Here is a 17,260-nt window from a genome sequence, read left to right as displayed (position 1 = left end):
GCGAACCGTTGAGCGGTTCTTTTCAGCTCTCCGACTTGACGCGGTGCTTTTCGAGGAACTTGCCGAAGCCTTCTGGCCCGAGCCAGTACTTGATCATGTTGTCCACGCCGCGGCTGGTGATCGTGGCGCCGGAGAGGCCGTCAACACTGTACTCGTCCGTGGCGTTGCCCTTGACGACGCCGAGTTCGACGTCGCCCTCCTCGTCGTAGACCTTCTTGCCCTCCCAGGTCGCCTTCCAAGCGGGGTTGTCGACTTCACCGCCGAGACCCGGGGTCTCTTTGTGATCGTAGTAAGTGATGCCACGGACCGTCTGGCCGTCGGCCTCGAGGGCCAGGAAGCCTTGCAGCGTGGACCACAGCCCCTTGCCGTAGATGGGAAGGATAAAGCCGTCAGGCCTTCCTTCCTTCATGATCTGGTAGACGAACGTGTAGGGCTCGCGTTTCTGGACTCCCATCAAGGCCGTCGGCGGCTCGACGTCGACGTTCTGCTTGCTGTCCTTCGCCGCGAGGGCGGGGTCGTAATCGTCGATATCGAACTCAACCGAGCCTTCGCTGACGAACTCTCCCGTGGAGATGTCGATCAGCTCGCGCTTGATCGACTCATCAAAGACCTTCTTGACTTGCTCGGGTGAGGCGTCGCCCTTCGCCAAGCCGGCGGCCATCAACGCGTTCTTCTGCTTGAAGATGAGCTTGTTGCTGTCCTGCATCGGCTTGAGCGCTACCGCAGCGCTCGCGACGAGCACCGAACAGACGACGCACAGCACCGCCGCCACCATGAAGGCGCCCAGCGTCGTTTCACGGAGGAACGTGTACCAATCTCGATCAGGTTGCGGCATAGCGGGCGGCCCTCCGTTTCACGTTCGCTTGGATCACGTAGTAGTCGATGAGCGGAGCCATCACGTTGCCAAAGAGGATCGCCAGCATGATCCCTTCGGCATACGCCGGATTGATCACGCGGATGAGGACAGTCACAAATCCGACCAAACCCCCGTACCACCACTTGCCGGTGTTGGTCATGGCCGCCGAGACCGGGTCGGTCGCCATGAACACCACGCCGAACGCGAACCCACCGGCCACCAAGTGCCAGAGAGGGTTCATGTAGGCCAGCGGGTACGGAACGCTGTCGCGGAAGGCGAACAACATCATCGCGGTGACGAGCGCGCCCATCGTGCAAGCCGCCATGATCCGCCACGAGCCGATGCCGGTCGCGATCAAGATCGCGGCGCCGATCAGGCAAGCGAAGGTCGAGGTCTCGCCCATCGATCCGGGGATCAATCCCCAGAAGCAATCCCAAAAGCCGAGCGACATGGTGGAAGAGGCTTCGGGCGTCGTCCCTACGGCTTGAGCCGCCATGCCGGTGAGCACGGTGGCGTTGGTGTAACCATCGACGCCCTCGCCGGCCGCAACGCCAGCCGCGGTCCAGACCTTGTCGCCGGACATCTCTTGGGCATAGGCGAAGTACAGGAACGCCCGAGCTGTCAGCGCGGGATTCAAGAAATTCTTGCCCGTGCCGCCGAAGATCTCCTTCCCAATCACCACGCCGAACGCGATGCCCAATCCGACCTGCCACAACGGTATCGCCGGCGGCAGCGTCAGCGGCAGCAGCATGCCGGTAACCAAAAAGCCCTCGTTGATTTCATGTCCGCGGATGATCGAGAAGATCACCTCGCAGACGCCGCCCACCACCATCGTTGCAATGTAGACCGGCAAGAACCACAAGAGGCCGTGGACGAGGTTCGACACGTGGTTGGTGTGGTCGTAAGGCAGCCCGATGGCGTGCATTACGTCGTCACGGGTAAACGGGTCGATCCCCGTGAACGTGTTGTCCAGCGGGACCGCGCCCTGCGTGCCGATCGCCAAGTTGGCTTGGTAACCCGTGTTGTAGAGGGCCATGAAGATGCACGGGATGAGCGCGACGATCACCGTCGACATCATCCGCTTCATATCGATCGCATCGCGGACGTGCGAGACGCCCTTGGTCACCTCTCCCGGCGTGTAGAGGAACGTGTCGTTCGCTTCGTACAGCGGGTACAGCTTCTCGAGCTTGCCGCCCTTCTTGAAGAGCGGGGCGACCGCGTCGAGTTGGTCTCGGAGGAATTTCATTCTGTTAGGTAGTTAGGTGGGTAGTCCGATAGACCGGTAGGGTTGGGCTGATCGTCCGCGTCCCTAACGGACTACCGGACTAATCCCTTACCGGACTCCTGCATCACCCTTCACGTTCGATCGTCGTCAGCGCCTTCCGCAGCATCGGGCCGTAGTCGTTCTTGCTGGAGCAGACGTAGCTGCACAAGCCGAGGTCCTCTTCGGCCAGTTCCAGCACGCCTAGCGACTGCAACAGCTCGGTGTCTTGCATGCAGAGTGCCTTCATCATCGCCGTCGGCTCGATGTCCAGCGGCATCACCTTCTCGTAACTGCCGATCGGGACGATCGCCCGGTGGCTCCCCTCGGTGCTGGTCGTGAAGCGAAAGCCCCCTTCCGGCGGGCCGAGCAACTTCTGCATGAAAACATTGGTCACCGACCACTTGCCGAAGCCCGGGCCCATCCAGCCGAGGAAGACGCGCTCGTGGCCTTCCACAAGCTGCGTTACCTGCACGTCACGACGGCCGAGGTGGGCCTTCATGTCGGTCATCGTGCGGCCATTGAAGACCGAGCCGCTGATGGTCCGCACGCCGTCACGAGCGGCGCCGCTGTCAGCCGTCAGGTCGGCGAGGCTCGCGCCCAACCGTGTACGGTACAAGCCCGGCCGGGCGACCGCGGGGCCCGCCACCGAAACGACGCGGTCCACCAGCAGCTCGCCCGTCAGGAACAAGTGCCCGATGGCGATCACGTCTTGGTAGCCGATATCCCAGCAGTGCCGTTCAGCGTTGACGGGCGCCAAGAAGTGCATGTGCGTGCCGGGCAGGCCCGCGGGGTGCGGGCCATCGAAGCTCGCGGCCTCGACGAAGCCGAGGTCTTCGCCCGGCAGCGAGACGCCCGACTTCTTGCAAAGCCAGAGGTTGCCGTCGGTAAGCGTGCTGAGCACTTCCAGACCGGCGGTGAACTCGGCGGGCTTCTCGGCAATGACGACCTGCGGATCGGCCGCTAGGGGGTTCGTGTCGATCGCCGTCACAAAAAGCGCATAGGGCGCTGTGCCGGGGACCGGGACTTTGTCGAACGGCCGGCTACGCAGCGCGGTCCACAGGCCCGATTCGATCAGGTTCTGCTGCACCGCGTCGCGGCCGAGCATCGTCAGGTTCTGGTCGCGGTACGCCTCGAACGATTGCCGTTCGTCGCCCTCCAACTCAATGACGATCGACTCAAACTTGCGCTTCGCGCCACGGTTGACGGCGACGACGCGCCCCGCGCCGGGGGACGTGTACTTCACGCCAGGTGTCTTCTTGTCCTCGAACAGCCACTGCCCAAGGCGGACCGTGTCCCCCTCGGTGACCTGCATGGTCGGCTTCATGCCGTGATAATCATCGGCGATGAGGCCCACGGTGCGGATCGTGGGCCCGGCCAGGATCGTCTGCGGCGGGGCGCCAGCGATCGGCAGGTCGAGGCCCTTCTGGAGGGAAAATTTCTTGGCGATTGCTGCGGTGGTCGCCATAAGACGCGCTATCCTGCCGCGTGAGTGGCAGCCGGGCGTCGCCGCCGCGGCCGATAATGGGGTGGGCCAGAGTCAGCGGACCTTGCGCCCAGCCGTGCTCGCGGTGCGCGGACTGGTGCGGCAAAGGGTCGCCGACGGAGGGTTTGTGAAATCTTTCACGATATCGGGCCCGCGTCAAGTCCAGCTTGCAAGGCAGGCACGTTACAAACGTGCAACCGTCTTCGACTCGCAACCGTCCCGACATCAATCTCTTACCGCAAGCCGGCAGAAAGCGGCCCTCTCTTGCGCAGAGGCCCGTTGTTGGCCTTTTCGACCCGCCCTATACTCGCCCCGCGTCGGGCCGGCAGGCGATTCGCTCGCCGGAAGTGCTGTAACCCTTGTCGAAATAACACGTTACGTCATGAAAATCCACGAGTTCCAGGGCAAGCAGCTCTTCCGCGAAGCCGGCATTGCTGTCCCCGAGGGGATCGTCGCCAAGACCCCCGAGGAAGCCGCTGCCGCCTTCAAGCAGCTCGGCGGGCCGATCGCCGTCGTCAAAGCCCAGGTTCACGCCGGTGGCCGCGGCAAGGGGACCATCAAGGGGACTGAGCAGCGTGGCGTCGAGCTCGTCAAAACGGCCGAGGACGCCGCCCGCGTCGCCAAGGCCCTACTCGGCGGCGACCTCGTCACCATCCAGACCGGCGCCGAAGGCCAGACCGTCAAGCAGGTCCTCGTCGAAGCCGGCTGCGACATCGCCCGCGAGCTTTACCTGGGCATCGTCGTCGACCGCGGCTGCGGCAAGCCGGTGCTGATGGTCAGCACCGAGGGCGGCATGGACATCGAGAAGGTGGCTCACGAGACGCCGCACCTGATCCACACCGCGGAGTTCGACCCCGACTTCGGCCTCCAGTCCTACCAAGCCCGCAAACTGGCCTGGAAGCTCGGCCTCAGCGGCACGTCGGTCCGCGCCGCCGAGAAGCTGATGCGGGCGGTCTGCAAGGTCTTCGTCGAGAACGACTGTTCGCTGGCCGAAGTGAATCCGTTGGTGGTAACTGGCTCAGGCGACCTCATGGCGCTCGACGCCAAGATCACCTTCGACGACAACGCGATGTTCCGCCACGCCAAGCTCGCCGAGCTCCGCGACACGGCCGAGGAAGACCCCAACGAACTCCGTGCCGGAGCCGCGGGCCTCAGCTACGTGCAGCTCGAAGGCAACATCGGCTGCCTCGTTAACGGCGCCGGCCTCGCCATGAGCACGATGGACATCGTCAAGCTCCACGGCGGCCAGCCCTCGAACTTCCTCGACGTCGGCGGCGGCGCCAACAAGGACCAAGTCACCGAGGCGTTCCGCATCCTGCTGGGCGACCCCGACGTGAAGGCCGTGCTGGTCAACATCTTCGGCGGCATCATGCAGTGCACGACGATCGCCAACGCGATCTTGGCGGCCTACAAGGAAGTCGGCTTCAACGTGCCGCTCGTCGTCCGTCTCGAAGGCACCGAAGTCGAAGAGGGCCGCAAGATCCTGGCGGAGAGCGGCGTCGACATTATTAACGCCGAAGGCCTCACCGACGCGGCGAAAAAGGTGGTCGCCGCCGCCACTGCCGCGTGACTGATTCGGAACCTTACAAGCCAACTATGCTCGCGTCGGAATGACGAATGACGAAGCACGAATGACGAAAGTGCTTTGCAAAAGTTCGTCATTCGTCATTCGGGCTTCGTCATTACCAACTCACCGCGTCCTCCGCACACTCCGCGGTTAATCCAACACACGCTATGTCGATCCTAGTTGACAAGTCCACCCGCCTCATCTGCCAGGGCATCACCGGCAAAGCCGGCGAGTTCCACTCCAAGAACTGCCTCGAGTACGGCACCAAGCTTGTCGGCGGCGTCACGCCCGGTAAGGGCGGGCAGTCGATTCTCGGTAAGCCGATCTTCGACACCGTCGCCGAGGCGGTCGAGAAGGAAGACGCTAACGCGACGATGATCTTCGTCCCGCCGCCGTTCACAGCCGACGCGATCCTCGAAGCAGCCGACGCCGGCATCGAAGTGATCTGCGCCATCACCGAGGGCGTCCCCGTCCTCGACATGGTGCGGGTCAAGCGCGAACTCGACGCCCGCGTCGCCGCCGGTCAGAAGGTGCGTCTCATCGGCCCCAACTGCCCCGGCGTCATCACGCCCGAAGAGTGCAAGATCGGCATCATGCCGGGCTACATCCACAAGAAGGGCCCCGTCGGTCTCATCAGCCGCTCCGGCACGCTCACCTACGAAGGCGTCTGGCAGCTCACGAATCTCGGCCTCGGCCAATCGACCTGCGTCGGCATCGGCGGTGACCCGGTCAACGGCACCAACTTCATTGATTGCCTCGCGCTGTTCCAAGCCGACGGCGCCACCGAAGCCATCCTCATGATGGGCGAGATCGGCGGCACAGCCGAAGAAGAAGCCGCCGCCTACATCAAGGCGAACGTCACCAAGCCCGTCGCCGCATTCATCGCCGGTCGCACCGCCCCCCCGGGCAAGCGGATGGGCCACGCCGGCGCGATCATCAGCGGCGGCAAAGGCACGGCCGACGATAAGATCGCCGCCCTGAAAGACGCCGGAATCGAGATCGCCGAAAGCCCCGCCGACATGGGCGCGGCGCTGAAAAGGGCGATGGGGAAGTAGCCACGCAACCACAGAATCGATCCTCGCCCGTCAGAAAGCGGCTCGATTCATTTCGCCCCCTGCCCTTCGCCCCAACTGCCGAACGAGTAGAATGTCGTCGGCGTCCGCAGCGAACAGCCGCGTCGGCCGCCGAGCAATCAACCGGAAGGAATGCCATGGGCGACAAAGGACGTAGCGACCGCGCTAAGAAGGAAGTACAGAAGAAGCCGCTGAAAACGGCCAAAGAAAAGCGCATCGAGAAGCGGGAGAAGAAGAGCCGCACCGAGTAGTCGCTGCTCTCTCTTGCCTCAGTGCCGAACCACGAACCCGCCGCTTGGCCAGCGCCACGCGGCGGGTTTTCTTTTGGTGATTGTCAAAGTCGGGCGTTTGAGCTTTGAGAAGTTGCTTGCACGAGATGGGTGCGCCTGTACACTTGCGGCGTTGCCAGAGTCGCCTGCCTCACGGAGCCCCGCTATGTCCACATCGATCGCCACGCTGCTGCTGCCCGAGTTCGAACAAGAGATGGGCGGCGTCCGCCGAGTCTTGGAGCGCATCCCCACCGACAAGCTCACCTGGAAGGCGCACGAGAAGTCGAACACGATCGGCTGGGTCGCCAACCATCTGGCGAACATCCCTAGTTGGGTCGAAGGAACCATCCAGGCCGACGAGTGGGACATCCACCCTGTCGGCGGCGAGCCCGTCCCGTCGCCCGCCCACGAGGACATCGACGCCATCCTCGAGATGTTCGACGCCAACGTCGCGCTGGCCAAGCCGCTGCTCGCCGCGACCGACGACGAGACCTTCGCCAAGCCTTGGTCGCTACTGGTCCAAGGCGAGCCGATGATCACCTCCACCAAGGTCGGCGTGGTCCGCACCTGGGTGATCAACCACTCGATCCACCACCGCGGCATCATGACGGTCTACCTGCGTCTGAACGACATCCCCGTCCCGGGTCTCTACGGCCCCTCCGGCGACGAGTAGATGCTCGTGCCGCTATGGTCGGTATTCCCCGTGCGTGAAGAATTGATGTAGTTGCTGGACGTGCTGCGCCGTTGCGGTGAGACTCGCCGGAGTCATGACACGTCATCCACTCCTACTAGCGTCTCCGAGAATTGTCGCGTGCTTTGCAATCATCGCGCTCGGATCGACTGCTGCACTAGCAAGCGACGCCGAAGTGCTACGTCGCTTTGACGCGCCCGAAGCCGTGCAAGGCGTAGCGGTTGCTCCCGACTCCGATGAGGAAGCCGCGTTCTACGCCATCGCCAACAGCTCCATCGGGAAGTACGAGAAGCACAGCGGCAAGCGAATTGGCGAGTGGAAAGCGACGGAAGAACTCCCGCTCCGCCACCTCAACGCCGGAATCGTGCGCGACGGCCGGCTCTACTGCGCCCAGTCAAACTTCCCGGCCTGGCCCGAAATCAGTTCCGTAGAGGTATTCGACACAAGATCGATGACGCACGTCGCGTCGCATAGCTTCGGCATCTATGAAGGCTCGTTGACTTGGATCGATTGGCGAGAGGACGTGCAGAGCCCCGATGGCGGCGCGTGGTGGGCAGGCTTCGCGCACTACACAGAACGCGTCAATGACAATCCCCACGCTTTGTCTCACGCCTACACTTCTCTCGTCAAGTTCGACAGCAATTGGCGCAGGCTGGGGGGCTGGGTCTTCCCGGCAGAAGTTCTCGACCGCTTCTCACCTCACAGCACGTCCGGCGGCGGCTGGGGCCCCGACGCCTTGCTTGGAGTAACGGGACACGACCGTCCCGAACTCTATTTGCTTAAGCTTCCACAAGCCGGTTCGACGCTGCGGCTTGTGGATACGGTTCGCCTACCGATCACTGGGCAAGCCTTCTGCTGGGACCCCTCCAACCCCAACGTCGTCTACGGCATCGACCGGCCCAAACGGCAGGTGGTCGTCTGCCGTGTGACAACTCCCAGTGAGAAGACGAAGAAATCAGGCGAAGATTCGGAGTTGCGTCGTTAGAATCAGCCGCGACTCTTTCCGGGAGCCGCGTCATGTCCGCCTATCGCTACATCGTCTTCCCCATCGGCCACACCCCCAGCGCCGACGAAGTCGCGGCGCTGCGTCGGTACGCGGAGCACTTCAACAACCACATCGCGCTGGGGCATCGCCGCGACGGGGGGCTTGCGATTGCGTTCGAGGCCGAGCCGTTCGATCGGCTGCGGGGGCTCGAGCCGGCGTTCGAGGACCTACTGACGCACTGGCGTGCCCGGGGCGGCGAGGTCGTCGAGAAGCTCCCGTTCGTGAAGGACGCCAAGGCCTGGAAGGCCATCGACAAGGCGCCCAAGCCCGGGGCAACGACGGCAAGGCCGGCGGCGATAGCGGCGAAGCCCGCCTCGCATCCGCTACCGCTGGACGGCCCGCCCCGTGACCGGCGCGAGGCCCAGATCGACGGCCGCGAAGCCGAGGGCCGTAGCCGCCTCGCCGCGGCGCAGATCGCCGCCCAAGCGGAGCAGTTCGAGCGCGCCGCCGGCTGGATGCCGTACGCTCTCTGGGGGCTCGGCGCCCTGCTGGTGATCGGCGCCGGCTCTTACCTGGCGGTCCGACTCACCGACTCCGACAACGAGACCCGCGCCGAAACCGTCGAACGCGTCGCCGCCGACCCGATTGCCCAGCCGCTCACGCCGTCCACGATTGCCACCGAGGAGTGATTATCTAAGACAGGATTCCGACCCACTTCGCTGCGTGCTCAGATTACAGCTGTGAGAACCACGACGGAAACAAAGAGCAAAACGACTCGCGAGGCGAGGCGCCGTCAATTCTCGTGGCCGGCCGTCGTGTTCTTCGTGCCCGTCGTGGTGCATCCAACTTGCTCAAGCCGGAATGATCGCGACCTTCTCCGGGTCCGGCGCCGGGCCGAGCAGCGACCCTGCGATCATCCCCACGACGGCGACAATCAGCCCCGCGATCACGCCGGGGAACTTGTCGCCGATCGGGTCGTCCATGAACGTCGATGACAGCAAGAAGAAGAGCCAAGTCGCCAACCCGCCGATGACCGAGCAGAGCGCGCCGACGTTCGTCGCCCGCTTCCAGAAGGTCCCGGCAATCAGCGGCACGAAGGCGCCGACGACCGTCGCTTCGTAGCTGCTGGCCACCAACTCGTAGATCGACGTCCCCTCCATCGCTAGGGCGTACCCCAGCACCGTCGTCGCCACGCCGAACACCGCGACCCGCATCAGGATCAGCTCGGTGCGGTCCTTCATCGCCGGGACAAGCCCCTTCACGATGTTCTGCACCAGCACCGTCGCTGGCGCGAGTACCGTTGCCGACGCGGTCGACATGATCGCTGACAACAGCGCCCCGAAGAACAGCACCTGGATCGCCTGCGGCATGTGCGCCATGACGAACCGCGGCAGCAGCTTCTGCGTGTCGTCGGCGACAATCGCGGCGCCCTCCTCCTTCATCACGATCGAGGCGGCCAGCACGATGAACACCGGCACCGCCGCGAACGCCAGGTACGACAGGCCGCCGATGATCGGGCCGCGCGTGGCGGTTTTCACGTCCTTGGCGGCCATGACGCGTTGGAAGACGTCTTGCTGCGGGATCGAACCGATCAGCAGCGAGACGCACGGCGCCAGGAAGAAAAAGAAGTCGTGCCAATTGTCGTGCGGCGTGAGCGTGAACATCCCCTTCTCGCTCGCCATCTGCACCACCGGCTGCACGCCGCCGGCGAGCCACGCGGCGTTCCAGGCGATCGCGAGCAGGCCGATGACAATCAGCCCCATCTGCACAAAGTCGGTCAGCGCGACCGACCACATGCCGCCCAGCACCGTGTAAATCAGCACGACGACCGTGCCGACGATCATCCCCTGGGTCTGGTTCATCGTGTCCCCCATCAGTTCGGAGAACACCAGGCCGAGCGCCGTCACCTGGGCCGCCACCCAGCCGATGTACGAGATGCAGATCGTGATCGACGCGAGCAGCTCGATCGCCCGGCTGAACCGCTGGCGGTAGAAGTCGCCGATCGTCAGCAGCGGCATCGGATACAGCTTGCGGGCCAAGAACGCACCGACGATCACCAGCGCCATCGACGTGCACCAGGGGTCCTCGAGCGTGGCGCCGAGGCCCCCCTCGATGAACTTGGCGGGGACGCCCAGCACGGTCTCCGAGCCGAACCACGTGGCGAACGTCGTGGCGATCACCACGGCCAGCGGCAGCGACTTGCCCGCCAGGGCGAAGTCGGAGGTGTTGTTGACTTTGCGAGCGGCGATGAAACCGATGCCGATCGACACCAAGAGGTAAATGGCGACAAACGCGGGCAGCATGCCTAGGGGTCCGGAGGGGCTTCGTGCGCCGTACGGGCGTGGTGAGAAACGTGGCAGGTCCGCTCGGTCCGCAGGCCGCGGACAACGGGCGTATTTTAACTTATCGGCGCACCGAAGTCGCCTCCACTTTTAGCCACCCCCCGGCCGCCTCCTGGGCCGCCACCGTTGTGCTTGGCTCAGCGGGGAAGGCGATACCCACCTTTCGCCACTTTGGCTAACCACGGATAACACGGATAGCATGGATTGGGTCGCACCTGTCATCCGTGCTATCCGTGTCCTCCCTGGTTTCTCACGGTACGGTTCTATCAACTACTCTCGATACCGCTGTGCGATTGAGTACACGGCCAACCCAAAATCCTGCTGGACGTAGTGACATATCCAGCCACGCTCATCAGGAGGAGCTTCGGCCGCGGCTTGAGTTACGAACTCGCGGAAGGTGAAGAAATCGAGCACCGACCGCCGCATGAAATCGAACGTCAGGGGTCGCCAAACACGGCGATAACAATGTTCCGCCACCCGGACGCCAAGGGGTTGTAACACTCGGCGATCGAAGAGTCGCGGGAATCGCTTCCAATAGCCGATACAGGCGATAAGGGTCGGTATGATCGAAAGCAGAGGCCCATACATGAAAGTCTCTGGCGGAACTTCGCCGTACTCGTTCATCGAGAGATAGAGCACCGGTATGAAACAGAGTGCGAACACAAGCACCGCCACAACGATAACGCCAGCCACCATCGCGACGCCGCGACAAAACTGCGCGCAGGGAAGCACGGCCGAGTGCCATCCCATCTTCGCTTTGCTCTTGGAAAGCAGGTCAATGACGCGCCCCTTCCATAACGCCAAGTCAATTGCCTCCTCATGTGGCGGCGATACTCGGGCAGCAATTTCGTGCGAGACCCAAGCCCACAACGGATAGAACGCTTGGCAGGCCGGTGATTCCATGACGGGGAACGCCTCGGCGACCGTTTCGGGCGACGCCAACACCTCGCGCTGGCATTCCGCCATCATCCGATCGACCTCGATCTGATCGTGCGTGTAGGCCGCCTCGAGCACCGCGTCGAGCCGCGCCCGCAGCGGGTGGGCGGCGACGAACTCGGCCCGGTGCGCCAGGTACTCGCGCAGGATCATCAGGCCGTCGAGGTCGTTGACGAGGTGCTCGGGCATCTGGTCGAAGTGCTCTTCGACGAACTCCAGCGCCCGGTCCTTCCAGTCGCCGGCGTCCTTCCATAGCGCGTGCCGCAGCGCGAACAGGTAGAAGGCGACACGCCCACCAATCGTTGGGTCGCTGCCGGCGCCCTCCGCCACATTGGCTTCGCATGTCTCCAAGGTTTGAACGAAGACAGAATACGGTCGCTCACGCAATAATCGTTCCCACGCCCCTTCGGTCAGCCGATAGTAGCCATCGTTCGAGACCGCCTTGCTGATCATCAACAACAGCGCCGGGATCGAATCGATCGGCGCCTGCCCGCGCAGGTAACCATAAACCAGCTGCGACAACGCCGAGTCGCCCGGCCACGAAGTCAGTCCGTCAAGCGTCCATCGCAGAAAGAGCTGCTCTTCGGGAGGTCCAACCGCGTCGCCAATCAGCGCGAGCGCGTAGTAGTCGGGCGGCGTTTTCCGTCGCTTCTTAGCGAGTTCGTCGTAGGCAGACCGCAAAGTTTCGTCGCCCGACTCCAAGCGATTCGCCAGCGACTCTAAATCAATCGCATCGGGCGCCGATGGCTCCTTCGCTTCCGCGGCTTCCCCTTGCGGGAGGGAGGGCGACTTGTCACCAGCATTCCAATTGGCTTCGCCGGCCGCCTCGCGAGCGTCGCCGTAGCGAAGACGCCTTTCAAGGTCCTCGTACGCCGCCCGGATCTGTTGGAACTCGGCCGGGTGCTTCTCGGGCTTGTAGACCCTCAGCAACAGGTTGTAGCTGCGTTTGAGGTCCTTGCGATCAAACCCCGCCGCAAGTTCAAAAAAGCCCACGGGGTCGTGCGGTAATCGCGACCAGTCGGGAATCGTTGAATCGCCTGGGCTTGGAGAGGCCAAATCTTACTTTGCCTTCACTAGTCGTTTAACGCAAATGACAGCCGAGACGGCAATCCACACTGTACCGCCGACGGGAGAGGTGAACCAAATCAGAAGGACGATCGCCCAGTGCGGCTGCCAGTAATATTCACCGATATCGACATTCTTAGTCATCACATAGTGTGCTTCATTCCAATAGCCGGCATGGTGGCGGATAATGTAATCAAGCCATTCGTATTCTAGAGCTGCTAGCTCTGGATGCTCCCGCTGCAAGAGCGTGACCATCCTAACGCCGCGTTTCTTCAGCCTCCGATCTTGAAACGACGCCGCCACACGCTCCCGCATCTCCGCGCTCTGCCGCACGCTCCCGGTGAGCACCTGCTTGAAGCACTCGAAGAAGTCGTCATTGAAATCGCGGTGCTGAGTCAATCGCGGCAGTTCCTCGCGCGCATCGACAATCACTCTCAAGCGAACCGCAAGCTTGGCGAGTTCCGGTTCGCCCTCCAGCCGCAAGCGATTAAGCTTCTTGCGGATTTCTTCGATCGGCGCCTCCCAGACTTCGTCACGCAGGGCGTAGACCTTGTTGCGCAAAGCCTGCTTGCGGGCGCTCTCGTCGAGGGCGGCTTGGTAGGGATTCAGCTTCGCGGCGTCGACGCCGTGGAGTTCGGCCCGCGACGCCAGCACCCCGTCGGCCTGCCACATCGGGTTGAGTCGGAGGCAGCGCGCGACGTGGGCGACGGCGGCGTCTTTTGGCGGCGTGGTGCTCACTCGACGCTCCTTACGCCTCGTAACCAAGGGCCGACAGCACGTGCTCGAGCGTCATCCGCGCCGACTGGACCAAGTCGCGATCCGCCTCGGCGAGCGCCGCCTCAAACGCATCGATCGCGCTTTCCAGCTGCTCGCGCTGCAGCGGGCTGACCTCGGCGACGAACCGCTCGGCCGCACGCAGCAATCGCTGGCTCTCTTGGTCGTCGCGCGGGTAGTACTTGAGCTCTTTCATCCGCGCGACCGCTGCGGCGATTTCTTCGGCGTCCATGGCGGATGCGTGCTGCGTGAGGACGACTGCGACTTTGTGCTCCTCGCGGCCCGCGGCGTATCCCTCGACTTCCAGAATGCCGTTGATGTCGTAAGTAAAGCGGACAAAGACCGCTTGTCCGGGCGGTCCGGGAGGAACCTCGGTGACAACCAGTTCTCCCAGCTTCAGGTTCTTCTCGACACGTCGGTGCTCCCCCTGGTACACGGCGAAGCGCACTTGCCGCTGGTTGTGTCGCAGGGTGTAGAAGGCTTGTTCTCTTGATACGGGCACCGTCGTGTTGCGGTCGATGATCGGCGTGAAGTAACCGGACCTGTGCTCGGCGCCGAAGTGCTTCGCCGTATCGACGCCCAAGGTGAACGGGCAGACGTCCGTCATCACCATGTCTTCGACCGCACGGTCATCAGCGATCAACGCCGCCTGCACCGCGGCGCCCAGGGCGACCACTTGATCGGGGTCGAAACGCGCCTGCGGCGGCCGACCAAATCGTTCTTCGACGAGCTTTTGCAGCACGGGCATCCGCGTGGCGCCGCCGACAAGGATCACGTCGTCCACATCGTCGGCTTTCGACCTGCCGTCACGCAGCACACGGTCGATCGGCCCCGCGATCCGTTCGAGCAACGCCGCGGTTGATTTCTCGAACGCTTCGCCACCGATGCTCACCCTTTTGGCGCCGTCGTCGATCGTGCCGTCCTCGTTCGGCAACCGGATCGACGCGTCGCCGCTCTCGCCGAGCCCGCGCTTGGCGCGTTCGCACTCGACCCGCAACCGGGCGACGTACAGCGGCGATTGCAATTCGGCGAGCTCGAGCTGCTTGCCTTGGGTCTTGAGGACTTCGGCCACCAGCCGCGACGTAAAGTCCTCACCGCCGAGCTGGCTCGCTCCGGCGGTGGCGATGATCTCGAGCGTCCCCTCGAAGACCTCCATCAGCGTCACGTCGAACGTGCCGCCGCCGAGGTCCACCACCAAGAGCCGCTTCTCCGCTTCACGATCGTGGAACCCATACGCCAGCGCAGCCGCGGTCGGCTCGTTGAGGATCCGTCGCACCCGCAGGCCGGCGAGCTCGCCCGCCGCCTTGGTCGCCTTCCGCTGGAGGTCGTTGAAGTAGGCGGGCACCGTGATGACGGCCTCCTCGACTTCTTCGCCGAGATGCTGCGAGGCGTCGTCACGCAGCGACTTGAGCACGAGGCTCGACAGCTCGACCGCCGAAAACTTGTGCCCGGCGAGCGTCGCCTCGTGCGTGCCGCCCATCCAGCGCTTGAAGCAGGAGACGGCGCGGTCAGGGTAGCGGACCGAGAGTTCTTTCGCCGCGGCGCCGACGATGACTTCGCCGCTCGGCAACACGCCGACGACGGACGGCGTCAGCAAGTCGCCGTGCGGGTTGCTGACGAGTTGGGGCTTGCCGTCGCGGAAGGACGCGCACAGCGAGTTCGTCGTCCCCAGGTCGATGCCAACGATCAACGACATAGCATCCGCAGGGTGCTGGAGGCAAACGGCCGGTGGCTACTTATCTCAGGTGGGGGTCGTCAGATACGCGGCAGCCCCATCGCCCGGCGCCAACCGCTGAGCTGCCCCAGGTGCAGCGACTGGTGGGACGTCGCCAAGAACACCACCGCCGGCGCCACGGTCGCGAACTGTTTGCCCCACGTTGGGTGGTCCATCGGCCGCGTCCACGCTTCCGGCTTCACCGATTCGATGGTCCGACAGGCCAGCGCCGCCGCGGCCTCGTGATGTTTCAGCAGCTGCTCCTTCGACGGGTACCGCGACCGGTCCGCCGACGGCGTCGAATTCTTGCCGCACGGCGAGTCCCACGGGTTGTCGAACGCCTCGCCCCGCAGCAGCGACGCGATCACCTCGTGGTACGTGCCGACATGCCCCAACAGCCACGCCGGGTGGTTGATCCCCTCGACCGGCTGGCGGGCCATGTCCTTGTCGGCCACGTCGCTAACGAGCTTGGCGAACGTATCGACGCCCCAGCGGTACGAAAACAGCAGGTCGTTGGCGGTGAGCATGCGGCGGTGAAGGATCGGCGGCGTGTGCGGGGTAGAGTTGGGAAGGGAGATTATGCCCTCGACCGTGCAGGACCGCCACCACGCCGCGAAACCGAGGTAGATCAAGTGTTCGACGGCTTTTTGCAGCGTTGGCGCGACTGGACTGGCGACAAAAGCCTCTCTGACGCCATCCGCGCGCAGTTGCGGCGTTCGGGTTATGCCGTCCATGCCTCGCAGACCCGCGACGTGCATTTGGCGGCCGTCGAGCGGCCCGGGTGGGTCCAGGTCTGGACCTTCCGCGTCGAGACACACCGCATGAGCGCCGCTCCCAACGCCCAGGTGCCCAACGCCCGAGAGCCCGTGTTGCTGTACGGCGTCTCGCTCAACGACGGACGAAAAACGGGAACCAAGGTTCTGCTTACCGAAGACGAGCCGACCCGGCGCCAGCAACTCGAGGCATGGGCCGAAGGATTGCTCCGCCGACCCGAGCGACGCTAGCGCCGCAACTGTTGTTGTCTCGAACAGGTGATCGGCGGTAGCATGCGGCTCCGTGGGCGAAGGACTCGCCCGCCGCTAGCACCCCGGAGCGTCACGGATGACGCGGACTTCTGCCCCACAGACGGCGGCCAACTCGCCCGCTGCCACCTGGGCGCGCGACCCGTCGCGGCCGCGCGTGCTGATCGCCCGCATGAGCGCGATCGGCGACACGATCCTCACCACGCCCGTCGTCTGCCGACTGCGCGACCGCTTCCCCGGCGCGTACATCGTCTGGGCCGTCGAGCAGAAGTCGGCTCGCTTCATCCAGGGACACCCCGCGATCGATGAGACGATCGTCTTGCCGCGGGGCTGGTTCGTCTCGCCCAAGTCGGTTCACGCCCTACGTCGCCGTCTGAAGCCGATGCGCTTCGACGTGGCGATCGATTGCCAGAGCATCACCAAGTCGGCGCTTGCCTGCTGGCTCTCCGGCGCGCCGCTGCGGATCGGTTGCAGCGGGCAGTACGGCTGCGAGCTGAGCCCCTGGCTCAACAACCGCTTGGTCGAGCCGCGTCGCCCGCACCTTACCGATCGCACCCTGGAGTTACTCGCGCCGCTTGGCATGGAGGCGGCCACGAATGCGTACGAGCCGGTGCGTTGGGACCTGCCGCGTACGCCCGGCGCGGAACAGTCGGTGGCCAAGTGGGCGCCGACCGAAGCGTTCGCCGTCATCAACTGCGGCGCGACCTGGGACTCGAAGCTCTGGGAGATGGAACGCTTCGGCGCGATCGCCCAGCGGCTCGGCCAGCGCCGCGGCCTGCCGTCAATCGTGGTCTGGGGCGGCCAGCACGAACGCACTTGGGCCGAGACGATCGTCGCGACGAGCGGCGGCTGGGCGACGCTCGCGCCCCCGACAACGTTGCCGGAACTCGCCGCCCTGCTCCGCCAGTCGCGGCTGCTGCTGAGCAGTGACACGGGGCCGATGCACCTGGCGGTCGCCGTCGGCACGCCCACGGTGGGGCTCTTCGGCGCCACGCACCCCGACGCCTGCGGGCCCTATGGCTTGCCCCACGAGGCGGTGCTCAAGCGATTCCACGACGGCGGTCGTCGTGATCGACGCAACGCTGACAACTCGGCGATGCGTGAGATCACCGTCGATGACGCCTGGGCCGCCTGCCAGCGCGTCCTCGACCGCACCGCGAACGCTTTCCCTCACGCCCCTGCCGCGATGGCTTCGTAGCGCCAACGCCGTTTCGATTCA

15 protein-coding genes are annotated in these 17,260 nt (G+C 64.2%); 7 read left to right on the top strand and 8 right to left on the bottom strand.

The features are described 5' to 3' along the window. Positions 1-22: 22 nt before the first annotated feature. The 3 genes from Spa11_RS11920 to Spa11_RS11910 all read right to left on the bottom strand — a co-directional run bounded on the left by Spa11_RS11920 (position 23) and on the right by Spa11_RS11910 (position 3,585). Entirely contained in the window at positions 23-835 is an 813-nt protein-coding gene (locus Spa11_RS11920; RefSeq protein WP_145112495.1) for a Na(+)-translocating NADH-quinone reductase subunit C, read from the bottom strand. Then, on the bottom strand, positions 822-2,102 hold the full coding sequence (locus Spa11_RS11915) for an NADH:ubiquinone reductase (Na(+)-transporting) subunit B (protein WP_145112493.1): 1,281 nt from the start codon (positions 2,100-2,102) through the stop codon (positions 822-824). Before Spa11_RS11915 ends, Spa11_RS11920 begins: the two co-directional genes overlap by 14 nt. 103 nt (positions 2,103-2,205) lie before the next feature. Further along, complete coding sequence (locus Spa11_RS11910) at positions 2,206-3,585, bottom strand: Na(+)-translocating NADH-quinone reductase subunit A (RefSeq protein WP_145112491.1); 1,380 nt, start codon at positions 3,583-3,585, stop codon at positions 2,206-2,208. A gap of 400 nt (positions 3,586-3,985) precedes the next feature. Between Spa11_RS11910 and sucC the strand changes: the two genes are divergently transcribed. The 5 genes from sucC to Spa11_RS11885 all read left to right on the top strand — a co-directional run bounded on the left by sucC (position 3,986) and on the right by Spa11_RS11885 (position 8,877). Next, on the top strand, positions 3,986-5,173 hold the full coding sequence (gene sucC / locus Spa11_RS11905; RefSeq protein WP_145112488.1) for an ADP-forming succinate--CoA ligase subunit beta: 1,188 nt from the start codon (positions 3,986-3,988) through the stop codon (positions 5,171-5,173). Between the two features lie 164 nt (positions 5,174-5,337). Then, positions 5,338-6,225 carry a succinate--CoA ligase subunit alpha gene (sucD, locus tag Spa11_RS11900; protein ID WP_145112486.1) on the top strand — a complete coding sequence of 296 codons (888 nt, stop codon included), beginning with the start codon at positions 5,338-5,340 and terminating at the stop codon, positions 6,223-6,225. A gap of 453 nt (positions 6,226-6,678) precedes the next feature. Next, positions 6,679-7,185: a DinB family protein gene (locus Spa11_RS11895; protein ID WP_145112476.1), complete on the top strand. Its 507-nt coding sequence runs from the start codon at positions 6,679-6,681 to the stop codon at positions 7,183-7,185. Between the two features lie 193 nt (positions 7,186-7,378). Continuing rightward, the gene (locus tag Spa11_RS11890; protein ID WP_145112473.1) at positions 7,379-8,188 is read left to right on the top strand and encodes a hypothetical protein; all 810 of its coding nucleotides are present in this window, start codon (positions 7,379-7,381) and stop codon (positions 8,186-8,188) included. Between the two features lie 32 nt (positions 8,189-8,220). Then, positions 8,221-8,877, top strand: coding sequence for a hypothetical protein (locus tag Spa11_RS11885; protein WP_145112471.1), 657 nt, complete (start codon positions 8,221-8,223; stop codon positions 8,875-8,877). A 162-nt stretch (positions 8,878-9,039) separates the two neighbouring features. Here the strand turns inward: Spa11_RS11885 and Spa11_RS11880 are convergent, their stop codons facing one another. From Spa11_RS11880 to Spa11_RS11860, 5 genes are all read right to left on the bottom strand, one after another. Next, positions 9,040-10,491: a sodium:solute symporter family protein gene (locus Spa11_RS11880; protein WP_145112470.1), complete on the bottom strand. Its 1,452-nt coding sequence runs from the start codon at positions 10,489-10,491 to the stop codon at positions 9,040-9,042. 309 nt (positions 10,492-10,800) lie between these two features. After that, entirely contained in the window at positions 10,801-12,459 is a 1,659-nt protein-coding gene (locus tag Spa11_RS11875) for a J domain-containing protein (RefSeq protein WP_145112468.1), read from the bottom strand. Between the two features lie 66 nt (positions 12,460-12,525). Beyond that, on the bottom strand, positions 12,526-13,269 hold the full coding sequence (locus Spa11_RS11870) for a hypothetical protein (RefSeq protein WP_145112466.1): 744 nt from the start codon (positions 13,267-13,269) through the stop codon (positions 12,526-12,528). 10 nt (positions 13,270-13,279) lie between these two features. Next, positions 13,280-15,001, bottom strand: coding sequence for an Hsp70 family protein (locus Spa11_RS11865; protein ID WP_145112464.1), 1,722 nt, complete (start codon positions 14,999-15,001; stop codon positions 13,280-13,282). A gap of 59 nt (positions 15,002-15,060) precedes the next feature. After that, entirely contained in the window at positions 15,061-15,546 is a 486-nt protein-coding gene (locus tag Spa11_RS11860; RefSeq protein WP_197529333.1) for a DinB family protein, read from the bottom strand. Between the two features lie 105 nt (positions 15,547-15,651). On the opposite strand from Spa11_RS11860, the gene Spa11_RS22950 reads away from it, so the two are divergent. Continuing rightward, positions 15,652-16,023: a hypothetical protein gene (locus Spa11_RS22950; RefSeq protein ID WP_197529332.1), complete on the top strand. Its 372-nt coding sequence runs from the start codon at positions 15,652-15,654 to the stop codon at positions 16,021-16,023. A gap of 97 nt (positions 16,024-16,120) precedes the next feature. Then, on the top strand, positions 16,121-17,239 hold the full coding sequence (locus Spa11_RS11850; protein ID WP_231932905.1) for a glycosyltransferase family 9 protein: 1,119 nt from the start codon (positions 16,121-16,123) through the stop codon (positions 17,237-17,239). The last annotated feature ends 21 nt before the right edge of the window (positions 17,240-17,260 follow it).

The organism is Botrimarina mediterranea (genome assembly GCF_007753265.1).
Lineage (GTDB): Bacteria > Planctomycetota > Planctomycetia > Pirellulales > Lacipirellulaceae > Botrimarina > Botrimarina mediterranea.
This window is presented reverse-complemented; position numbering and strand designations above follow the sequence as displayed.